We start from the raw sequence: 17,872 nt of genomic DNA on the forward strand, positions 1-17,872 counted from the left end.
AATAGCCTTTATGTTAAGTCCGTTGATTCGCCGTTATACCTGGAACAGTACCTGGCTGTATTACATCCGCATTTTTATCGCTCTGTGCGGCACCACCGCCCTGCCCTGGTGGCTGGGCGACGTCAAACTGACCATCCCGCTCACGCTCGGTATGGTTGCCGCGGCGCTAACCGATCTCGACGACCGCCTTGCCGGACGCTTGCGTAATTTAATCATTACCTTAATTTGCTTTTTTATCGCGTCGGCTTCTGTGGAGCTGCTCTTTCCCTGGCCGTGGCTATTTGCGTTGGGCTTAACGTTATCCACCAGCGGGTTTATTTTGTTGGGAGGATTAGGGCAACGCTATGCCACCATCGCGTTCGGCGCGTTACTCATTGCGATTTATACGATGCTGGGCGCTTCTTTATATGATCACTGGTATCAGCAACCACTGCTCCTGCTGGCAGGCGCAGTATGGTATAACCTACTGACGCTAACCGGGCATCTGCTATTTCCGATCCGTCCGTTGCAGGATAATCTGGCACGCAGTTACGAACAGTTGGCGCACTATCTGGAACTGAAATCACGTCTGTTTGATCCTGATATTGAAGATGAAAGCCAGGCGCCGCTCTATGATTTAGCGTTAGCGAACGGGCAGTTAATGGCGACGCTGAACCAAACGAAAGTGTCGTTATTGAGTCGCCTGCGCGGCGATCGCGGTCAACGCGGTACGCGCCGCACCCTCCATTACTATTTTGTGGCGCAGGATATTCATGAACGCGCCAGTTCTTCGCATATTCAATACCAGACGCTGCGCGATTATTTTCGCCATAGCGACGTCATGTTCCGCTTTCAGCGTCTGATGTCGATGCAGGCGCAGGCCTGTACGCAGCTGGCGCGCTGTATCTTACTGCGTACGCCGTACCAGCATGATCCGCGTTTTGAACGCGTCTTTACCCACATTGACGCCGCGCTTGAACGTATGCGCGCCAGCGGCGCTTCTTTAGAGCTGTTAAATACGCTTGGATTCTTATTAACCAACCTACGCGCCATTGATGCGCAATTGGCGACGATCGAGTCGGAGCAGGCCCAGGCAATGCCGCGCAATGAGTCAGAAAACCAGTTGGCTGATGATAGCCTGCACGGGTTTAGCGACATCTGGCTGCGTCTGAGCCGTAATTTTACCCCGGAGTCCGCTCTTTTTCGCCATGCGGTACGCATGTCGCTGGTATTGTGCATCGGTTATGCTCTCATCCAAATTACCGGGATGCGCCACGGGTACTGGATATTGCTCACCAGCCTGTTCGTTTGTCAGCCTAACTATAACGCGACCCGCCATCGCCTTGCGCTCAGGATTATCGGTACATTGGTAGGCGTTGCGATCGGCCTGCCGATTTTATGGTTTGTTCCTTCGCTTGAAGGACAGTTAGTTCTGCTGGTGATTACCGGCGTGCTTTTCTTCGCATTCCGTAATGTGCAGTATGCCCATGCAACGATGTTCATCACCCTGCTGGTATTACTCTGCTTTAACCTCCTGGGCGAAGGCTTCGAGGTAGCGTTACCGCGCGTCGTCGACACGTTAATTGGCTGCGCTATCGCCTGGGCTGCGGTCAGCTTTATTTGGCCGGACTGGCGCTTTCGCAACCTTCCCCGGGTACTCCAGCGCGCCACCGATGCTAATTGCCGCTACCTTGATGCGATCCTTGAGCAATATCACCAGGGACGGGATAACCGCCTGGCCTATCGCATTGCCAGACGCGACGCGCACAACCGCGATGCAGAACTGGCATCCGTGGTTTCTAATATGTCGAGCGAACCCGACGTCACGGCTGAAACCCGGGAGGCGGCGTTCAGGCTGCTTTGCCTCAATCACACTTTTACCAGCTATATCTCCGCCCTCGGCGCGCACCGCGAAAAGCTCAGTAATCCGGACGTGTTGGGGCTTCTGGATGACGCGGTCTGCTACGTTGATGATGCGCTTCATCATCAACCTGAAGACGAACAGCGCGTACACCAGGCGCTGGAGGGTTTAAAGCAGCGAGTTCAGTCGCTGGAAACACGTCCGGACAGCAAAGAACCTCTGGTTGTTCAACAAATTGGTTTGCTCATTGCCTTACTGCCCGAGATTGGACGCTTGCAACGGCAAATTTCACCGCCGACTTCTACATTAATTACCCAGCCGTAAGCGAATGAGCCCAGTCGGCAAGCTCCTGGCGACGACTCGCCGGGAGCGCCGCTTCATGTACGCCGACAATTGCGCCTTCCAGGGCATACAAAACTTTCACCGTCAGCAAGGGATTGCTTTGTCGCAACCTTAGCCAGCACATTTTCGCGCCCAGTATGCGTAACATATTTTCGTCCTTTATCCCTGACTCATTGAGCAATGTTTCCAGATGGAAGGTCATATTGGGGAGATCTTTGAGTCTGTGCTGTAAAATACGGCTGTGTTTTTCCTTCATTGCCGCGTCGAGAGAATACTTCGATAAACGTACCAGCTGCTGCTGATCGCGCCACAGGCTTTCATCCACCCGGTAATAGTTGAGCATAACGGGACGTCCGCATTTCATGAACATGAGCCAGGCGGGAGGATGCTTCACACAGTAGGGTACGCTTTCTTCACAGGCGCGGAGATAAAGCTCGCCATTAGCCACCATCGCAAAGACGGTATCCTCCACGGTCAGACTATAGCTACCGAATAAAGATCGATACTGGATCGTCCCCAAAGAGGCCAAATATTCTTGCGATTTATAGATCCTGTCATAAGAGAGTGCTCTCATAAAATTCCTTTTAAATCATAAAGTAAAAGAATGATTTGCAGTAACGGATCCGTTAATGACGAAAATAGGCAACTTATACTCCGCGAGCAAGATGATTTTTATTTTTGACGCCACTAAGAATAAAAATTGCGAGACAGTTTCCGAAAATAGAGTTGATCTTTCATCGCCACAGGAGTACTGTATGAATATACAGTAACTCACAGGGCTGGATTGATTATGTACACTTCAGGTTATGCAAATCGTTCTTCGTCATTTCCTACCACTACCCACAACGCTGCGCGCACCGCTACGGAAAATGCCGCGGCAGGACTGGTCAGTGAAGTTGTCTACCACGAAGACCAGCCCATGATGGCGCAACTCCTGCTTTTGCCTTTACTCCGTCAGTTAGGCCAACAATCACGCTGGCAGCTCTGGCTCACGCCGCAGCAAAAGCTCAGCCGTGAATGGGTACAGTCTTCAGGTTTGCCATTAACGAAAGTGATGCAAATTAGCCAGCTTGCGCCTCGTCATACGCTGGAGTCGATGATCCGCGCTTTGCGTACAGGAAATTACAGCGTGGTAATTGGTTGGATGACTGAAGAACTGACAGAAGAAGAACATGCCAGCCTGGTTGAAGCAGCGAAGGTAGGTAATGCGGTAGGGTTTATCATGCGCCCTGTACGTGCGCACGCTTTACCCAGGAGACAGCATTCCGGGCTAAAAATTCACTCTAATTTGTATCATTAAGTAAAATTAGGATTTATCCTGGACTTTTTTTTACGCGAACGTATCTCCTTTGAGTGCTAACGTTTTTTTTGCGAGAACGCTTGCCAGAAGCGGTTTCCGCAATTTTTGCTGTACGATTTATCATCTGAAACTGTTAAATGATGTGTATATCCGTCATGTTTTTTTCACATGTCTGACGGAGTTCACACTTGTAAGTTTCCAACTACGTTGTAGACTTTACATCGCCAGGGGTGCTCAGCATAAGCCGTAGATATCGGTAGAGTAACTATTGAGCAGATCCCCCGGTGAAGGATTTAACCGTGTTATCTCGTTGGAGATATTCATGGCGTATTTTGGATGATAACGAGGCGCAAAAAATGAAAAAGACAGCTATCGCGATTGCAGTGGCACTGGCTGGTTTCGCTACCGTAGCGCAGGCCGCTCCGAAAGATAACACCTGGTACGCTGGTGCTAAACTGGGCTGGTCTCAGTACCATGACACCGGCTTCATTAACAATGATGGCCCGACTCATGAAAACCAACTGGGCGCAGGTGCTTTTGGTGGTTACCAGGTTAACCCGTACGTTGGCTTTGAAATGGGCTACGACTGGTTAGGCCGTATGCCGTACAAAGGCGACAACATCAATGGCGCTTATAAAGCTCAGGGCGTTCAGTTGACCGCTAAACTGGGTTATCCAATCACTGACGATCTGGACGTTTATACCCGTCTGGGTGGTATGGTATGGCGTGCAGACACCAAGTCTAACGTCCCTGGCGGCCCGTCTACTAAAGACCACGACACCGGCGTTTCCCCGGTATTCGCGGGCGGTATCGAGTATGCCATCACCCCTGAAATCGCAACCCGTCTGGAATACCAGTGGACTAACAACATCGGTGATGCCAACACCATCGGCACCCGTCCGGACAACGGCCTGCTGAGCGTAGGTGTTTCCTACCGTTTCGGCCAGCAAGAAGCTGCTCCGGTAGTCGCTCCGGCTCCGGCTCCGGCTCCGGAAGTACAGACCAAGCACTTCACTCTGAAGTCTGACGTACTGTTCAACTTCAACAAATCTACCCTGAAGCCGGAAGGCCAGCAGGCTCTGGATCAGCTGTACAGCCAGCTGAGCAACCTGGATCCGAAAGACGGTTCCGTTGTCGTTCTGGGCTTCACTGACCGTATCGGTTCTGACGCTTACAACCAGGGTCTGTCCGAGAAACGTGCTCAGTCTGTTGTTGATTACCTGATCTCCAAAGGTATTCCGTCTGACAAAATCTCCGCACGTGGTATGGGCGAATCTAACCCGGTTACCGGCAACACCTGTGACAACGTGAAACCTCGCGCTGCCCTGATCGATTGCCTGGCTCCGGATCGTCGCGTAGAGATCGAAGTTAAAGGCGTTAAAGACGTGGTAACTCAGCCGCAGGCTTAAGTTTCCGTCTGATAAAAAACCCCGCGTCGCGGGGTTTTTTGCTCTGGTCTGGATGACAACGCCTTTCAGCGTTACTTCTTGCCTAATAACGCCTGTAAATCCTGCTTTAACGTGGTCATTTGCGTGGCATATTTCTCTTTATGCTCCGCGTCTTCTATCAGTTGCACTATCGTTTCGGATAATGTTTTACCGCGTCGCTGCGCAAGGCCCGCCAGACGCTGCCAGACCATAAACTCTAAATCGATAGATTTTTTGCGCGTATGCTGATGTTCCGCATTGAAGTGTCGTTTGCGTCTTGCCCGAATGGTTTGTTTCATCCGATTAAGCAAGGCAGGATTCATATGCCTGTCTATCCAGACATTTACCCGCACCGGTTCATTTTCGAGGGCCAACAACAAATTGACGGCTTCCTGGGCAGCACTGGCTTCCACGTAGCGGGTGATCAACTCCCCTTCGCGGTGCTTTTTCACCAGATATTTCCATTTCCAACCGCTTTCAAGATTTTCAAGTTGTTGATATTTCATTGTGATCCCAACGTTACCGTGTAACTGTTATCAGAATATCAGTTTTTTAGCCATCTGAAGAAAAGAATCTCGAACCTGTGAATGGTTACACGTCTTCATATTACTTTGCATTCGCTTTCCGCGTGTGCAGCGTGACGGGTTAGGCTATAATCCCCCCTTTTACAACAGACTAAAAAACCTCAACTTTGACCATTACGAAACTTGCATGGCGTGATCTGGTTCCGGATAGCGAAAGCTATCAGGAGATATTTGCACAGCCACACGCGACTGACGAAAACGACACCTTACTCAGTGATACTCAGCCACGACTGCAATTTGCGCTTGAGCAGCTTATTCAGCCGTGGAGCTCATCCTCTTTTATGCTGACTAAAGCGCCTGAAGAGCAAGAGTATCTCACTTTACTTTCAGATGCCGTCCGCGCTCTGCAAACCGATGCCGGACAATTAACCGGCGGACATTATGACGTTTCCGGGCATACTGTTCATTACCGCGCCGCGCAGAATGCGCAAGACAACTTTGCCACCGTCACACAAGTCGTCAGCGCGGACTGGGTCGAAGCCGAGCAGCTCTTTGGTTGCCTGCGGCAGTATAACGGCGACATTACCCTGCAGCCGGGACTGGTTCATCAGGCGAACGGCGGCGTGCTGATTATTTCCTTACGAACCCTTCTGGCGCAGCCGTTACTGTGGATGCGTCTGAAAGCCATCGTTAGCCGCGAGCGTTTTGACTGGGTGGCCTTTGACGAGTCGCGTCCATTACCGGTCTCCGTGCCATCCATGCCGCTCAAACTGAAGGTGATTCTGGTTGGCGAACGTGAATCACTGGCTGATTTTCAGGAGATGGAACCGGAGCTCGCGGAACAGGCTATCTACAGTGAATTTGAAGACAATTTACAGATAGCGGACGCAGAAGCTATGACCCTGTGGTGTCAATGGGTGACGCGTATCGCTTTACGCGATAATTTGCCCCCTCCGGCACCGGACGCCTGGCCCGTCCTGATACGCGAGGCTGTGCGCTATACCGGCGAACAGGATACGCTGCCTCTTTGCCCACTGTGGATAGCCCGCCAGTTTAAGGAAGCGGCGCCTTTATGCGAAGGCGATACCTGCGGCGAAGAAGCGCTCAGTCTGATGCTTGCCCGACGCGAATGGCGAGAAGGCTTTCTGGCGGAACGGATGCAGGATGAGATTCTGCAAGAGCAGATCCTGATTGAAACCGAAGGCGAACGCGTTGGACAAATCAATGCGCTTTCCGTCATTGAGTTTCCCGGGCATCCTCGCGCCTTTGGCGAACCGTCGCGAATTAGCTGTGTTGTGCATATCGGCGATGGCGAATTTAACGATATTGAGCGCAAGGCCGAACTTGGCGGGAATATCCACGCTAAGGGAATGATGATTATGCAGGCCTTCCTGATGTCGGAGTTGCAGCTGGAGCAACAAATTCCCTTCTCTGCCTCGTTAACCTTTGAGCAGTCCTACAGCGAAGTGGATGGCGATAGCGCCTCAATGGCGGAATTATGTGCGCTCATCAGCGCGCTGGCCAATGTGCCAGTGAATCAAAACATTGCGATTACCGGCTCGGTCGATCAGTTTGGTCGCGCGCAACCGGTGGGCGGGCTAAACGAAAAAATTGAAGGTTTCTTCGCCATCTGCGAGCAGCGGGAATTAAACGGTAAACAGGGCGTAATTATCCCTGCCGCCAACGTCCGCCATCTCAGTCTTAAATCTGAACTGCTGCAAGCGGTTAAAGAAGAGAAGTTCACTATCTGGGCGGTAGACGACGTGACCGACGCCTTACCGCTACTGTTAAATCTGGTGTGGGATGGCGAAGGTCAAACGACGTTGATGCAGACTATCCAGGAGCGTATCGCGCAGGCGACGCAACAGGAAGGCCGTCATCGTTTCCCGTGGCCATTACGTTGGCTGAACGCTTTTATTCCGAACTGATCGGACTTGTTCAGCGTACACGTGTTAGCTATCCTGCGTGCTTCAATAAAATAAGGTTTACATAAAACATGGTAGATAAACGCGAATCCTATACAAAAGAAGACCTTCTTGCCTCTGGTCGTGGTGAACTGTTTGGCGCTAAAGGGCCGCAACTCCCTGCGCCGAACATGCTGATGATGGACCGCGTCGTTAAGATGACCGAAACGGGCGGCAATTTCGACAAAGGCTATGTCGAAGCCGAGCTGGATATCAATCCGGATCTATGGTTCTTCGGATGCCACTTTATCGGCGATCCGGTGATGCCCGGTTGTCTGGGTCTGGATGCTATGTGGCAATTGGTGGGATTCTACCTGGGCTGGTTGGGCGGCGAAGGCAAAGGCCGCGCTCTGGGCGTGGGCGAAGTGAAATTTACCGGCCAGGTTCTGCCGACAGCCAGGAAAGTCACCTATCGCATTCATTTCAAACGTATCGTAAACCGTCGCCTGATCATGGGTCTGGCGGACGGTGAGGTTCTGGTGGATGGTCGTCTGATCTATACCGCACACGATTTGAAAGTCGGTTTGTTCCAGGATACTTCCGCGTTCTAAGTGTTGAATTGATATTCCGCGCTATCGGTATCATGCTTGCAAAGCCAATAAAGGCGAAACCTCCGCACTGCGGAGGTTTCTTTTTCTAAAGAGACAGAATCAGGCCATTACCGCCCTGTCCTCCATGGCTTGTCGCCAACCTCCCAACCAGTATGACCGTTGATTCAGCGTCTGATAGGGACACATTTCTTTTGATCGTCCGGCGATGCCGGCCTGATATCCACGTTGATGTGCCCGTTCCAGGCGATCTCGTTTTTGTCTCTTCATGCCTCGTTTCCCTCATATTTGTATCTGGTGGAAAAGAAAACAGTGATTACAAAATGTGCAATCACACTACACGAATACCTCTAAATGGATCGCCCGTCAATGCGCAAAATTCACACCAATGTCATATTTGTGAGCTATACGGTAAATCATTTGTACAAAAAATGTGAGCCATAACAACTATTTTTCCGGCGTCAAAAATAAAAAAACCGCCTCAGGCGCACGACCTGAAGCGGTTAAATTTACATTACTTTTATCTCAGGGAAGGCGCTTTATCTCATCTGCGATAGCGGCTGCTTCCTGACTCCATGCGCTTGCCAGTACTTTGACCATCTCATCATAGCCATCTTTCTGCTGGCTGGCTTCGATATGGAAAGGCCGCTTAATCAGTTGTCCGTTGTGGTTTAATAACCACTCCCCGCTGACGATAACCTTACCATCGTAACGTCCATGGAATCCGGTTACGGTAACGTTCAACGTATCCTGGGTGGTTCCCAACGGCTGGGAAGCGACGACCCAGCCAGGAAGCCGGGCGCTAAGATTCGCCACCAGCGTGTTACGTAATTGCTGGTCCAGCGGGCTGGCCCACAGATTGTTATTGGCAATCACATACTGAACATCACTGGTTTGATACACCACGCCGTTACCTGCCAGATAGTCAGGTACGGAAACCTGCTCTACCCATAAGAGACGGTTGCCCTGGCTTGCGGTGCTTTGCACACCGCTTTGCGCTATCGGGAGCTGATAATAGCTTTTATTCTCTCCGCCGGAGCTACATGACGCCAGCCAGAACGCCATTATCACGACTAGCCATTTTTTCATTGTTTCGCCCTCTTAGGCTCAGGATCTTTTTTATCCTTCGCTTCAAATACCAGCGCGTTGCTCTTCTCGTTCAGAGTTTTCAACACCGGTTGTAACTCACGAAGCACCTGATCGAGACGCTGCATATCCGCCACCATTTTGTTATACGCCGCCGATCCAGGCTGGAAGCCCTGCATACTGCGGTTAAGTTCGCGTAACGTCGTTTGCATATCCGCCGGAAGCTGCTGCATCGACTGACTGGAGGTAATCTTGTTCATATTATCCAGCGTGGTTTGCAGCCGACGCATAGTACGCTGGCTTTCAGACAGCGTATTGGTCGCTTGTTCGATCATCGGATTCAGCGGCAGGTTGTTGATCTTATCCAACGTTTCCACCAGTCGCTGTTGAATTTGCGCCAGGCCGCTGCTGACGGTGGGAATAATTTCATAACCATCAAATTCGCGTAGTCCGGTAATCGGCGGCTCCTTAGGATAAAAGTCCAGATCGACATACAGCGCCCCGGTCACCAGGTTACCGGTTTTAAGCGAAGCGCGTAAACCGCGCTTAAGCAGTTCCGTCAAATGCGCGCCAACATCCGCATTTTCTCCCAATTGCGCTTTCAGACGCTCCGGTTCAATGCGCACCAGCACAGGAATACGGTAATCGTCGTTAAACACCTGACGCATATTAGACGCAAAGAAAGGCACTTTGCTTACCGTCCCCAGACGAATACCGCGGAACTCCAGCGGCGCGCCGGGTTGTAATCCGCGCACCGAATCTTTAAAGAACATCAGGTAATCGATATGATCGGTGTACAGCGAATCCTGAATACTTTTTTGATCGTCGTAGAGATTAAACGCCGTTTTTTCGGCGACGGGTTGCCCCTGCTCAAGTCCTTCCGGCACATCAAAACTCACGCCGCCGCCAAACAACGTCGTCAACGATCCCATTTCCACGCGCATTCCCGCCGATGTCAGATCCACAGCGATACCGCTATCTTTCCAGAATCGGACATTACTGGTGACCAATCGATCGTTTGGCGCCTTAATGAACAACTGATAACTCATTGTCCGTTTTTGCGGATCGAAAGAGCTGGTTTCAACGGACCCTACCCGATAGCCCCGGAACAGAACGGGATCGCCAGGACTGAGCTGACCGGCCTTTTTGCTGTCCAGAATCACACGAATACCTTTGGCATCGGGCGGCGCCAACGGCGGTGAGTCAAGAAGCTGATAGCTTTCCGGCTGACTGCCCTTACTTCCTGGTTGTAGTTCAATATACGCGCCTGATAGCAGCGTCCCAAGCCCGCTGATGCCTTCACGCCCCACCTGCGGTTTTACCACCCAAAATACCGAGTCTTTATGCAGCAACTTTTCCATACCGGAATGAAGCCGCGCTTTGATTTGTACATGCGTCAGATCGTCAGTCAGCGTCGCGCTTTCAACCACGCCGACATCCACGCTGCGACTTTTGATCGTCGTTTTTCCGCCTTCAATGCCTTCCGCATTGGTGGTAATTAAGGTAACTTCCGGTCCTTGGTGGCTGTAGTGATAAAACAGAATCCAGGCTCCGATAAGCGCAGTAACAATCGGGAATATCCAGACAGGCGACCAATTTTTCACCTTTTGTACTTTGGCTTCCCCTTTTTTAGGTTCCATGCTATCAGGACTCCTCATGGCCTGGTTCGTATTCACGATCCCACGACAGACGCGGATCAAAGGTCATCGCAGAAAACATTGTCATTATGACGACTAAAGCAAACATCAACGCACCCATCGCAGGATAAATATTCATTAACCCTCCCATGCGCACCAGCGCAGAGAGTACGGCAATGACAAAGACATCAATCATTGACCAGCGCCCCACAAACTCCACTACTTCATAAATAAAATGCATCCGTTCACTGTCGCGCTTACCGTGGCCTTTCGCATCCCAACAAAGCCAGGCAATGGCGATCATTTTTAGCGTCGGCACCATAATACTGGCGAGAAAGATAACCGCCGCCACCGGATAAGACCCCTCGCTCCACAGCAAAATCACGCCAGCCAGAATGGTCGACGGCATTTTCGAGCCCAGTAAGTCGGTAATCATAATCGGCAAAATATTGGCGGGCAGATAAAGCATGATCGAGGTAAATAATAACGCCAGCGTCCACTGCAAACTGTTTTTACGCCGGACATAGCCTTTCGTATGGCAACGCGGACAGACGAGACTCTCCGCAGGCAGGATCGCCGTACAGCAGGCGCAAGAACGCAAAGACTGCCGGATACCGGTAATCCCCGGCGTTAACGGCTGCGCCAGTGCAGGCTGCGGGGCGATATCATCCCACAGCCAGCGGCGATCGACACACTGGAACGCCCGCAGTTGAACGAGACAAAATAAGCACCAGGGAATAAAGCTGCTGCCGATGCCTATATCGCCGTAGGCCATCAGCTTAACAAAACTGACCAACACCCCGGCGAGAAATATTTCCGCCATTCCCCACGATTTGAGGAGGAAAAAGATCCTTGCCAGCGTTTTTTTTACCGACAACGGCAGACTGGCGCGGTTGACAAGTAATAGAATGGTCACCAGGCAAAATGCCGGCACCAGTTGGACAAATAATAAAAAGAACGTGCCGAGGCTGGCGTAATCTTCAGAAAACATGACGCCGGGGATTTCCAGAAGCGTGACTTCGCTGGTGACGCCCGCGACATTCATATTCACGAAGGGAAAAAGGTTAGAAAGCAGCAACATAAATAGTGCCGCTAACGCATAGGCGGTAGGACGCTGCCGGGGCGCGTCCCACTCGGTCGTTAACGTTGCGCCGCATCGTGGACATGCTGCTTTTTGCCCATGCGAGAGGCGGGGTAAAGCCACCAGCATGTCACATTGCGGGCACAATATGTGCTTCGCAGCATGGTGATGTTCACACATAGGCGCTCCTTTCGTTATGCCCCGTTTTTCAGGCCTTCAAGATACTCCCAACGTTCGAAGGCTTGCTCAAGTTCTTGCTCCGCCTGACTTAAATCGGCCAGAACTTTTTGCGTTTGCTCATGGGGTTGGCTAAAAAAGGCCGCATCCGCAACCTGCGCCTGTAGCGCTTCCAGCTTCGCTTCCAGGTCTTCAAGCTGACCGGGTAACTGCTCCAGCTCGCGCTGCAGTTTATAGCTTAGTTTGCTACTGCCACGTTTTACAATTTCTGCTTTAGGGGCAATAACTTCCTCATTTTTTTTCGCCATCGGCTGTTTCGTCGCCAGATGCTGCTCTTGCTGCGCACGCGCATCATGGTAGCCGCCGATATAACGTCCGATTTTGCCGCCGCCCTCGAAAATCCAGCATTCCGTCACGGTATTATCGACAAATTGCCGATCGTGGCTGACCAGTAGTACCGTGCCCTGATAGCCATCAATTAATTCTTCTAATAGTTCCAGCGTTTCGACGTCAAGATCGTTCGTTGGTTCATCGAGAATTAAAAGATTGCTCGGCTTGAGGAACAGTCGTGCCAGCAGCAGACGGTTACGTTCGCCGCCGGAAAGCGCACGGACGGGTGTCATCGCCCGTTTGGGGTGAAACAGGAAGTCCTGCAAATAGCCCAGTACATGGCGCGGCTTACCGTTTACCATCACCTCTTGCTTGCCTTCCGCAAGGTTATCCATCACGGTTTTTTCCGGATCCAGTTCGGCGCGATGCTGATCGAAGTAGGCGACTTCCAGCTTCGTTCCCACGTGAATGCGCCCGCTGTCAGCCTGAAGCTGTCCCAGCATCAGTTTCAGTAGCGTGGTTTTACCGCAGCCGTTCGGGCCAATTAACGCAATTTTGTCGCCGCGCTGTACCTGAGCGGAGAAATCTTTTACCAGTTGTTTTCCTTCTACCTGGTAATCGACGTTTTCCATCTCAAAAACGATTTTACCGGAGCGCGTCGCCTCTTCGACCTGCATCTTCGCCGTGCCCATCACTTCCCGGCGCTCGCTGCGTTCACGACGCATCGCTTTTAACGCCCGCACGCGCCCTTCATTACGGGTGCGGCGCGCCTTGATACCCTGGCGAATCCAGACTTCTTCCTGCGCCAGTTTGCGATCAAATTCCGCGTTTTGTAATTCTTCTACGCGCAGCGCTTCTTCTTTCTCCAGCAGGTATTGATCGTAATTTCCCGGATAGGTGACCAGTTTGCCACGATCGAGATCGACAATGCGGGTTGCCATATTGCGAATAAACGAACGATCGTGAGAGATAAAAATAATCGTTCCGTTAAAGGTTTTCAGAAACCCTTCCAGCCAGTCGATAGTTTCGATATCCAGATGGTTAGTCGGTTCATCCAGTAACAATACGCGCGGATTGCTGACCAGCGCCCGACCCAGCGCGGCTTTACGCAGCCAGCCGCCGGAGAGCGACGACAGCGCGGCGTTAGGATCGAGTCCAAGCTGCTCCAGCACTTCATTAATACGGTTTTCCAGCTGCCACAGATTATGATGATCGAGCTGTTCCTGTACGCGCGCCATTTCATTGAGGTTTTTCTCGCTGGGATCGGTCATTACCAGACGGGAAATCTCATGATAGCGCTTGAGGTATTCCGCTTGTTCTTCGATACCTTCGGCGACAAAGTCATAGACGCTGCCCGCAATATTACGGGGCGGGTCCTGTTGCAGACGCGCGACGATCAGATCCTGCTCATAAATAATACGCCCATCGTCCAGACCCTGTTCGCGGTTGAGGATCTTCATCAAGGTGGATTTCCCGGCGCCGTTACGCCCCACCAGACAGACGCGTTCGTTATCTTCGATATGCAACTCTGCGTTATCGAGAAGCGGCGCGTCGCTGAACGACAGCCATGCGCCATGCATACTGATTAATGACATTTACTTTTCCTTTCAGGCGGCGCGGATCAGCCAGCAGTTATGAATCTGACGGTTACGGGCAAAATCCGGGGAGAGCGTTTTTTGCGTAATTTCTTGTGCGGTAAGCCCCAGTTCCGCCAGCCCTTCCAGATCCATACGGAATCCGCGCTTATTATTTGAGAACATGATGGTGCCGCCTTTACGCAGCAGGCGTTTTAAATCTTTCATTAACGCGACATGATCGCGCTGAACATCAAACGACTCTTCCATACGTTTTGAGTTAGAGAACGTCGGCGGATCGATAAAGATCAAATCGAACTGTTCATTCGCCTCGCGCAGCCAGCCCAGGCAGTCGGCCTGAATCAGGCGATGCGCGCGGCCACTCAGTCCGTTCAGACGCAAATTACGTTCGGCCCACTCCAGATAGGTGCGGGACATATCCACCGTTGTGGTGCTGCGCGCGCCGCCCAGACCCGCATGTACGCTGGCGCTGCCGGTATAAGAAAAGAGATTCAGGAAATCTTTGCCTTTGCTCATTTCTCCCAGCATTCTGCGGGCAATACGGTGATCGAGGAACAGACCGGTGTCGAGATAATCCGTCAGATTTACCCATAAGCGCGCATTATATTCGCTGACCTCAAGGAACTCGCCCTTCTCGCTCATTTTCTGATACTGGTTTTTTCCTTTTTGCCGTTCACGGGTTTTTAACACCAGTTTATTCGGCGGAATACCGAGCACTGACAAGGTTGCCGCAATAATATCGAACAGACGTTGCCGCGCTTTTTGCGCATCCACCGTTTTCGGCGGCGCATATTCCTGAATCACCGCCCAGTCGCCGTAACGGTCTACCGCCACGTTATATTCCGGCAGGTCGGCATCATACAAGCGATAGCATTCAATCCCTTCCTGGCGCGCCCATTTCTCCAGCTTTTTAAGATTTTTACGCAGGCGATTAGCGTAATCTTCCGCCACCGTCGCCGGCTTACTGTCCGCCGTGGTTTCCGCAATATGATAGTTTTTCTGCACGCAGTCCAGCGGGCCATTCTTGGCTTTACACTGTTTGTCGGCACGTAATTGCAGGCTGCCCAGCAAATCGGGCGAAGCGCTGAACAGCGACAGGTTCCAGCCGCCAAACTGATTTTTCATGGTACGGCCCAGCAGGCTGTGCAACGCAATCAGCGCCGGTTCGCTGTCCAGACGTTCGCCGTAAGGCGGGTTACTGATCACCGTACCATACGGGCCTTTCGGCAATGGATTACTCAGTTGCGCCACATCTTTCACTTCAAAGGTGATAAGCTCCCCGATACCGGCGCGACGGGCGTTGCTGCGCGCCCGCTCAATGACGCGCGCATCGCTGTCGGAACCATAGAAATGAGAGGAATACTCCGCCAGTCCCTTACGCGCCCGGGTCTGCGCTTCGGCTTTCACTTCCTGCCAGATAGTTTCGTCATGCTGTGCCCAGCCGCTAAATCCCCAGTGACCACGGTGCAGGCCCGGCGCGCGATCGGTCGCCCACATCGCGGCCTCAATCAACAGTGTCCCCGAACCACACATAGGGTCAAGCAGCGGCGTACCTGGTTGCCAGCCGGAACGCATAACAATCGCTGCCGCCAGCGTCTCTTTAATTGGCGCCAGCCCGGTGCGATCGCGATAACCGCGCAGGTGCAGGCCATCACCACTGAGATCCAGCGCAATGCTGGCAGTTTCTTTATTCAGCCAGACGTTAATACGGAGGTCCGGCGATTCGCGGTCCACATTTGGACGCGGAAGATTTTTCCGCGTAAACGCATCGACAATCGCGTCTTTAACTTTCATCGCGCCATACTGACTATTACGGATGGTGTCGTTCAGGCCGCTGAAATGCACCGCAAACGTCGCGCCAGGATTAAAAATCTCTGTCCAGTTTATCGCCTGAACGCCGAGGTAAAGATCGAGATCGCTGTAGACCTTGCACTCACCCATCGGCAGGATAATACGCGAGGCCAGGCGGCTCCACATCAGGCTCTGGTAAATAAGCCGCGTGTCGCCCTGAAAATGGACCCCACCCTGAACAACCTGACACCCTACGGCGCCCAGTTTTTCCAGTTCAGTTTTTAACAGCTCTTCCAGCCCGCGGGCCGTACTGGCAAACAGAGAATTCATATTGTCACTTTTACGCTAAGAAAATTGTTGCGCATTATAGCTAATCTCACGCCCATGTCATAAAGTTGAAGGCTTATTTTCATTTGAGGGACTGTACGGTGGCGACGTTATCACGGCTCTTTATTCATCCGGTCAAATCCATGCGCGGCATTGGCCTCACTCATGCGCTGGCAGATATCAGCGGCCTGGCTTTTGATCGCATCTTCATGGTGACCGAGCCTGACGGCACATTTATTACCGCCCGCCAGTTTCCACAAATGGTACGTTTTACCCCCTCTCCCTTACATGACGGCCTCCATTTGACCGCGCCAGACGGCAGTAGCGCGCTGGTTCGCTTTACGGATTTCACCCCGCAGGATGCGCCGACCGAGGTCTGGGGAAACCATTTTACCGCTCGCGTCGCCCCGACGGCGATTAATCAATGGTTGAGCGGCTTTTTCTCCCGCGATGTCCAGTTGCGCTGGGTTGGGCCGCAGTTGACGCGCCGGGTTAAACGGCATAACGCGGTGCCACTGGGATTTGCCGATGGCTACCCGTATTTATTGACTAACGAAGCCTCGCTGCGCGATCTGCAACAGCGTTGTCCGGCAGGCGTACAAATGGAACAATTTCGCCCAAACTTAGTGGTTTCCGGCGTAGCGGCCTGGGAGGAAGATAGCTGGAAAGTGCTTCGCATTGGCGATGTGATTTTTGACGTCGTGAAGCCCTGTAGCCGCTGTATTTTTACAACCGTCAGCCCTGAAAAGGGGCAAAAACATCCTTCCGGAGAACCGCTGGCGACACTGCAAGCTTTTCGTACCGCCCAGGACAATGGCGATGTGGATTTCGGTCAGAATCTGATTGCCCGCAATAGCGGCGTCCTTCGCGTCGGCGATGAAGTGGAGATTCTGGCGACAGCTCCGGCAAAAGCTTATGGCGCCACAACGGTCGACGACAGCGTTACGCCAGATAAACACCCGGACGCGAGTGTAACCATCGACTGGCAGGGGCAAACCTTCTGCGGGAATAATCAACAGGTACTACTGGAACAGTTGGAGAATCAGGGGATTCGTATTCCGTATTCTTGCCGGGCTGGTATCTGTGGTTGCTGCCGGATACGTTTGCTGGAAGGCGAAGTAAGTCCGCTGAAAAAATCGGCTATGGGTGACGATGGTACGATTCTGAGCTGTAGCTGCGTGCCTAAGACCGCGTTACGACTGGAGAATTAAACCGCTTGTTCAAGGCTGAAACTGTGACAGTGAACCTGCGGTTTCAGCCTGTCGTTCATAATTTTAATCGCATCGCCAAGCTGCATGGTTCGGCCTGCTATCACCACGCCCGGCTGGGCCAGCAGACACAACGCGGCATTTTCTCCCGGCTCAACGACCAGCAAATTAACCTGTTCCGCCGTATCGCTTAACCAGACGCTTGCGGCATCGCCCGTTCCTGGGGTCCACATTTCGCCATGCGCCACAAAATGCCAGCTTTTTGGCATCTGCGGTTTGAGATAGCGAATCGCCACCAGCGCATTCAACACCAGCTCCGCGCGTTGCTCTTTGGTTAATTCGAAATCCCGGCATTTTTCTTCAAAGGAAAAATAGAGCGCAGCGTCATCCACACAAAAACCGGTCGGGCAAAACGCGTCCGGCGTAAGCATTTTACGAGAGAAGCGCGAGCGAAAAAGCATACCATTGGCGAGATCGAGCATCATACGATCGTGCTCTTCATCATAATACCAGCGCCAGTTATCGTCAGGTTTAATTCGCATTACCTCTCTCCCGCTTTTAAGCAACTCGTAACAGCATTGTCCTTTTGCCGCTTCGTTTATTACCCCAATAATAAAAGCCTAAAATGTCTAAATAAGCAACAGTGGAGAAATATAAAACAACCAGCGCCGGAAATAAAGCCCTGGTTGTCTGAT

General features: G+C 52.0%; 15 protein-coding genes. 6 read left to right on the top strand and 9 right to left on the bottom strand.

Going from position 1 to position 17,872, the window contains the following annotated elements; translation table 11 throughout:
- Nucleotides 1-10: 10 nt before the first annotated feature.
- Nucleotides 11-2,164 (top strand): YccS family putative transporter, encoded by a 2,154-nt coding sequence (gene yccS, locus ACH0VJ_RS04365; RefSeq protein WP_000950861.1) that lies wholly within the window; start codon nt 11-13, stop codon nt 2,162-2,164.
- Here the strand turns inward: yccS and ACH0VJ_RS04370 are convergent.
- Complete coding sequence (locus ACH0VJ_RS04370) at nt 2,151-2,756, bottom strand: TfoX/Sxy family DNA transformation protein (RefSeq protein WP_001202375.1); 606 nt, start codon at nt 2,754-2,756, stop codon at nt 2,151-2,153. The two genes, yccS and ACH0VJ_RS04370, sit on opposite strands and share 14 nt — an antisense overlap.
- Nucleotides 2,757-2,972: 216 nt before the next feature.
- On the opposite strand from ACH0VJ_RS04370, the gene sulA reads away from it, so the two are divergent.
- Together sulA and ompA are read left to right on the top strand one after the other, a co-directional pair.
- Nucleotides 2,973-3,482, top strand: a complete 510-nt coding sequence (gene sulA, locus ACH0VJ_RS04375) for an SOS-induced cell division inhibitor SulA (RefSeq protein ID WP_000288732.1) — start codon at nt 2,973-2,975, stop codon at nt 3,480-3,482.
- A gap of 356 nt (nt 3,483-3,838) precedes the next feature.
- On the top strand, nt 3,839-4,891 hold the full coding sequence (gene ompA, locus ACH0VJ_RS04380) for a porin OmpA (RefSeq protein ID WP_001670727.1): 1,053 nt from the start codon (nt 3,839-3,841) through the stop codon (nt 4,889-4,891).
- Nucleotides 4,892-4,962: 71 nt separating this feature from the next.
- Here ompA and matP read toward each other — a convergent pair whose 3' ends face one another.
- The gene (gene matP, locus ACH0VJ_RS04385) at nt 4,963-5,415 is read right to left on the bottom strand and encodes a macrodomain Ter protein MatP (RefSeq protein WP_000877172.1); all 453 of its coding nucleotides are present in this window, start codon (nt 5,413-5,415) and stop codon (nt 4,963-4,965) included.
- Between the two features lie 185 nt (nt 5,416-5,600).
- On the opposite strand from matP, the gene ACH0VJ_RS04390 reads away from it, so the two are divergent.
- Together ACH0VJ_RS04390 and fabA are read left to right on the top strand one after the other, a co-directional pair.
- Nucleotides 5,601-7,361, top strand: coding sequence for a Lon protease family protein (locus ACH0VJ_RS04390; protein WP_000156457.1), 1,761 nt, complete (start codon nt 5,601-5,603; stop codon nt 7,359-7,361).
- A gap of 68 nt (nt 7,362-7,429) precedes the next feature.
- Nucleotides 7,430-7,948: a bifunctional 3-hydroxydecanoyl-ACP dehydratase/trans-2-decenoyl-ACP isomerase gene (gene fabA, locus ACH0VJ_RS04395; protein WP_000227928.1), complete on the top strand. Its 519-nt coding sequence runs from the start codon at nt 7,430-7,432 to the stop codon at nt 7,946-7,948.
- A gap of 99 nt (nt 7,949-8,047) precedes the next feature.
- Here the strand turns inward: fabA and rmf are convergent, their stop codons facing one another.
- From rmf to rlmKL, 6 genes are all read right to left on the bottom strand, one after another.
- A complete protein-coding gene (gene rmf, locus ACH0VJ_RS04400) occupies nt 8,048-8,215 on the bottom strand; it encodes a ribosome modulation factor (protein WP_001537784.1) in 168 nt (55 codons plus the stop codon).
- A 255-nt stretch (nt 8,216-8,470) separates the two neighbouring features.
- A complete protein-coding gene (pqiC, locus tag ACH0VJ_RS04405; RefSeq protein ID WP_000759136.1) occupies nt 8,471-9,034 on the bottom strand; it encodes a membrane integrity-associated transporter subunit PqiC in 564 nt (187 codons plus the stop codon).
- Nucleotides 9,031-10,671, bottom strand: a complete 1,641-nt coding sequence (pqiB, locus tag ACH0VJ_RS04410) for an intermembrane transport protein PqiB (protein WP_000433416.1) — start codon at nt 10,669-10,671, stop codon at nt 9,031-9,033. The genes pqiC and pqiB overlap by 4 nt, the downstream gene beginning before the upstream one ends.
- 4 nt (nt 10,672-10,675) lie before the next feature.
- Nucleotides 10,676-11,929 carry a membrane integrity-associated transporter subunit PqiA gene (gene pqiA, locus ACH0VJ_RS04415; protein WP_000333152.1) on the bottom strand — a complete coding sequence of 418 codons (1,254 nt, stop codon included), beginning with the start codon at nt 11,927-11,929 and terminating at the stop codon, nt 10,676-10,678.
- Between the two features lie 14 nt (nt 11,930-11,943).
- Nucleotides 11,944-13,851: an ABC transporter ATP-binding protein gene (locus tag ACH0VJ_RS04420; protein WP_000053051.1), complete on the bottom strand. Its 1,908-nt coding sequence runs from the start codon at nt 13,849-13,851 to the stop codon at nt 11,944-11,946.
- 12 nt (nt 13,852-13,863) lie between these two features.
- Nucleotides 13,864-15,972: a bifunctional 23S rRNA (guanine(2069)-N(7))-methyltransferase RlmK/23S rRNA (guanine(2445)-N(2))-methyltransferase RlmL gene (gene rlmKL, locus ACH0VJ_RS04425; RefSeq protein WP_001086482.1), complete on the bottom strand. Its 2,109-nt coding sequence runs from the start codon at nt 15,970-15,972 to the stop codon at nt 13,864-13,866.
- A 98-nt stretch (nt 15,973-16,070) separates the two neighbouring features.
- On the opposite strand from rlmKL, the gene ACH0VJ_RS04430 reads away from it, so the two are divergent.
- Complete coding sequence (locus tag ACH0VJ_RS04430) at nt 16,071-17,180, top strand: YcbX family protein (protein WP_000224077.1); 1,110 nt, start codon at nt 16,071-16,073, stop codon at nt 17,178-17,180.
- Here ACH0VJ_RS04430 and zapC read toward each other — a convergent pair.
- The gene (gene zapC / locus ACH0VJ_RS04435; protein WP_001220671.1) at nt 17,177-17,719 is read right to left on the bottom strand and encodes a cell division protein ZapC; all 543 of its coding nucleotides are present in this window, start codon (nt 17,717-17,719) and stop codon (nt 17,177-17,179) included. The two genes, ACH0VJ_RS04430 and zapC, sit on opposite strands and share 4 nt — an antisense overlap.
- Nucleotides 17,720-17,872: the final 153 nt, after the last annotated feature.

This window comes from Salmonella sp. 2020_1459 (assembly GCF_043847915.1).
In the GTDB taxonomy this organism is placed as follows: Bacteria; Pseudomonadota; Gammaproteobacteria; order Enterobacterales; family Enterobacteriaceae; genus Salmonella; species Salmonella enterica.

Coding starts and splice junctions, on each gene's coding strand:
- pqiA (WP_000333152.1), bottom strand. CDS start 11,929: ATGTGTGAACATCACCATGCTGCGAAGCACATATTGTGCCCGCAATGT.
- yccS (WP_000950861.1), top strand. CDS start 11: ATGTTAAGTCCGTTGATTCGCCGTTATACCTGGAACAGTACCTGGCTG.
- matP (WP_000877172.1), bottom strand. CDS start 5,415: ATGAAATATCAACAACTTGAAAATCTTGAAAGCGGTTGGAAATGGAAA.
- zapC (WP_001220671.1), bottom strand. CDS start 17,719: ATGCGAATTAAACCTGACGATAACTGGCGCTGGTATTATGATGAAGAG.
- ompA (WP_001670727.1), top strand. CDS start 3,839: ATGAAAAAGACAGCTATCGCGATTGCAGTGGCACTGGCTGGTTTCGCT.
- rlmKL (WP_001086482.1), bottom strand. CDS start 15,972: ATGAATTCTCTGTTTGCCAGTACGGCCCGCGGGCTGGAAGAGCTGTTA.
- ACH0VJ_RS04420 (WP_000053051.1), bottom strand. CDS start 13,851: ATGTCATTAATCAGTATGCATGGCGCATGGCTGTCGTTCAGCGACGCG.
- rmf (WP_001537784.1), bottom strand. CDS start 8,215: ATGAAGAGACAAAAACGAGATCGCCTGGAACGGGCACATCAACGTGGA.
- ACH0VJ_RS04370 (WP_001202375.1), bottom strand. CDS start 2,756: ATGAGAGCACTCTCTTATGACAGGATCTATAAATCGCAAGAATATTTG.
- pqiB (WP_000433416.1), bottom strand. CDS start 10,671: ATGGAACCTAAAAAAGGGGAAGCCAAAGTACAAAAGGTGAAAAATTGG.
- sulA (WP_000288732.1), top strand. CDS start 2,973: ATGTACACTTCAGGTTATGCAAATCGTTCTTCGTCATTTCCTACCACT.
- fabA (WP_000227928.1), top strand. CDS start 7,430: ATGGTAGATAAACGCGAATCCTATACAAAAGAAGACCTTCTTGCCTCT.
- pqiC (WP_000759136.1), bottom strand. CDS start 9,034: ATGAAAAAATGGCTAGTCGTGATAATGGCGTTCTGGCTGGCGTCATGT.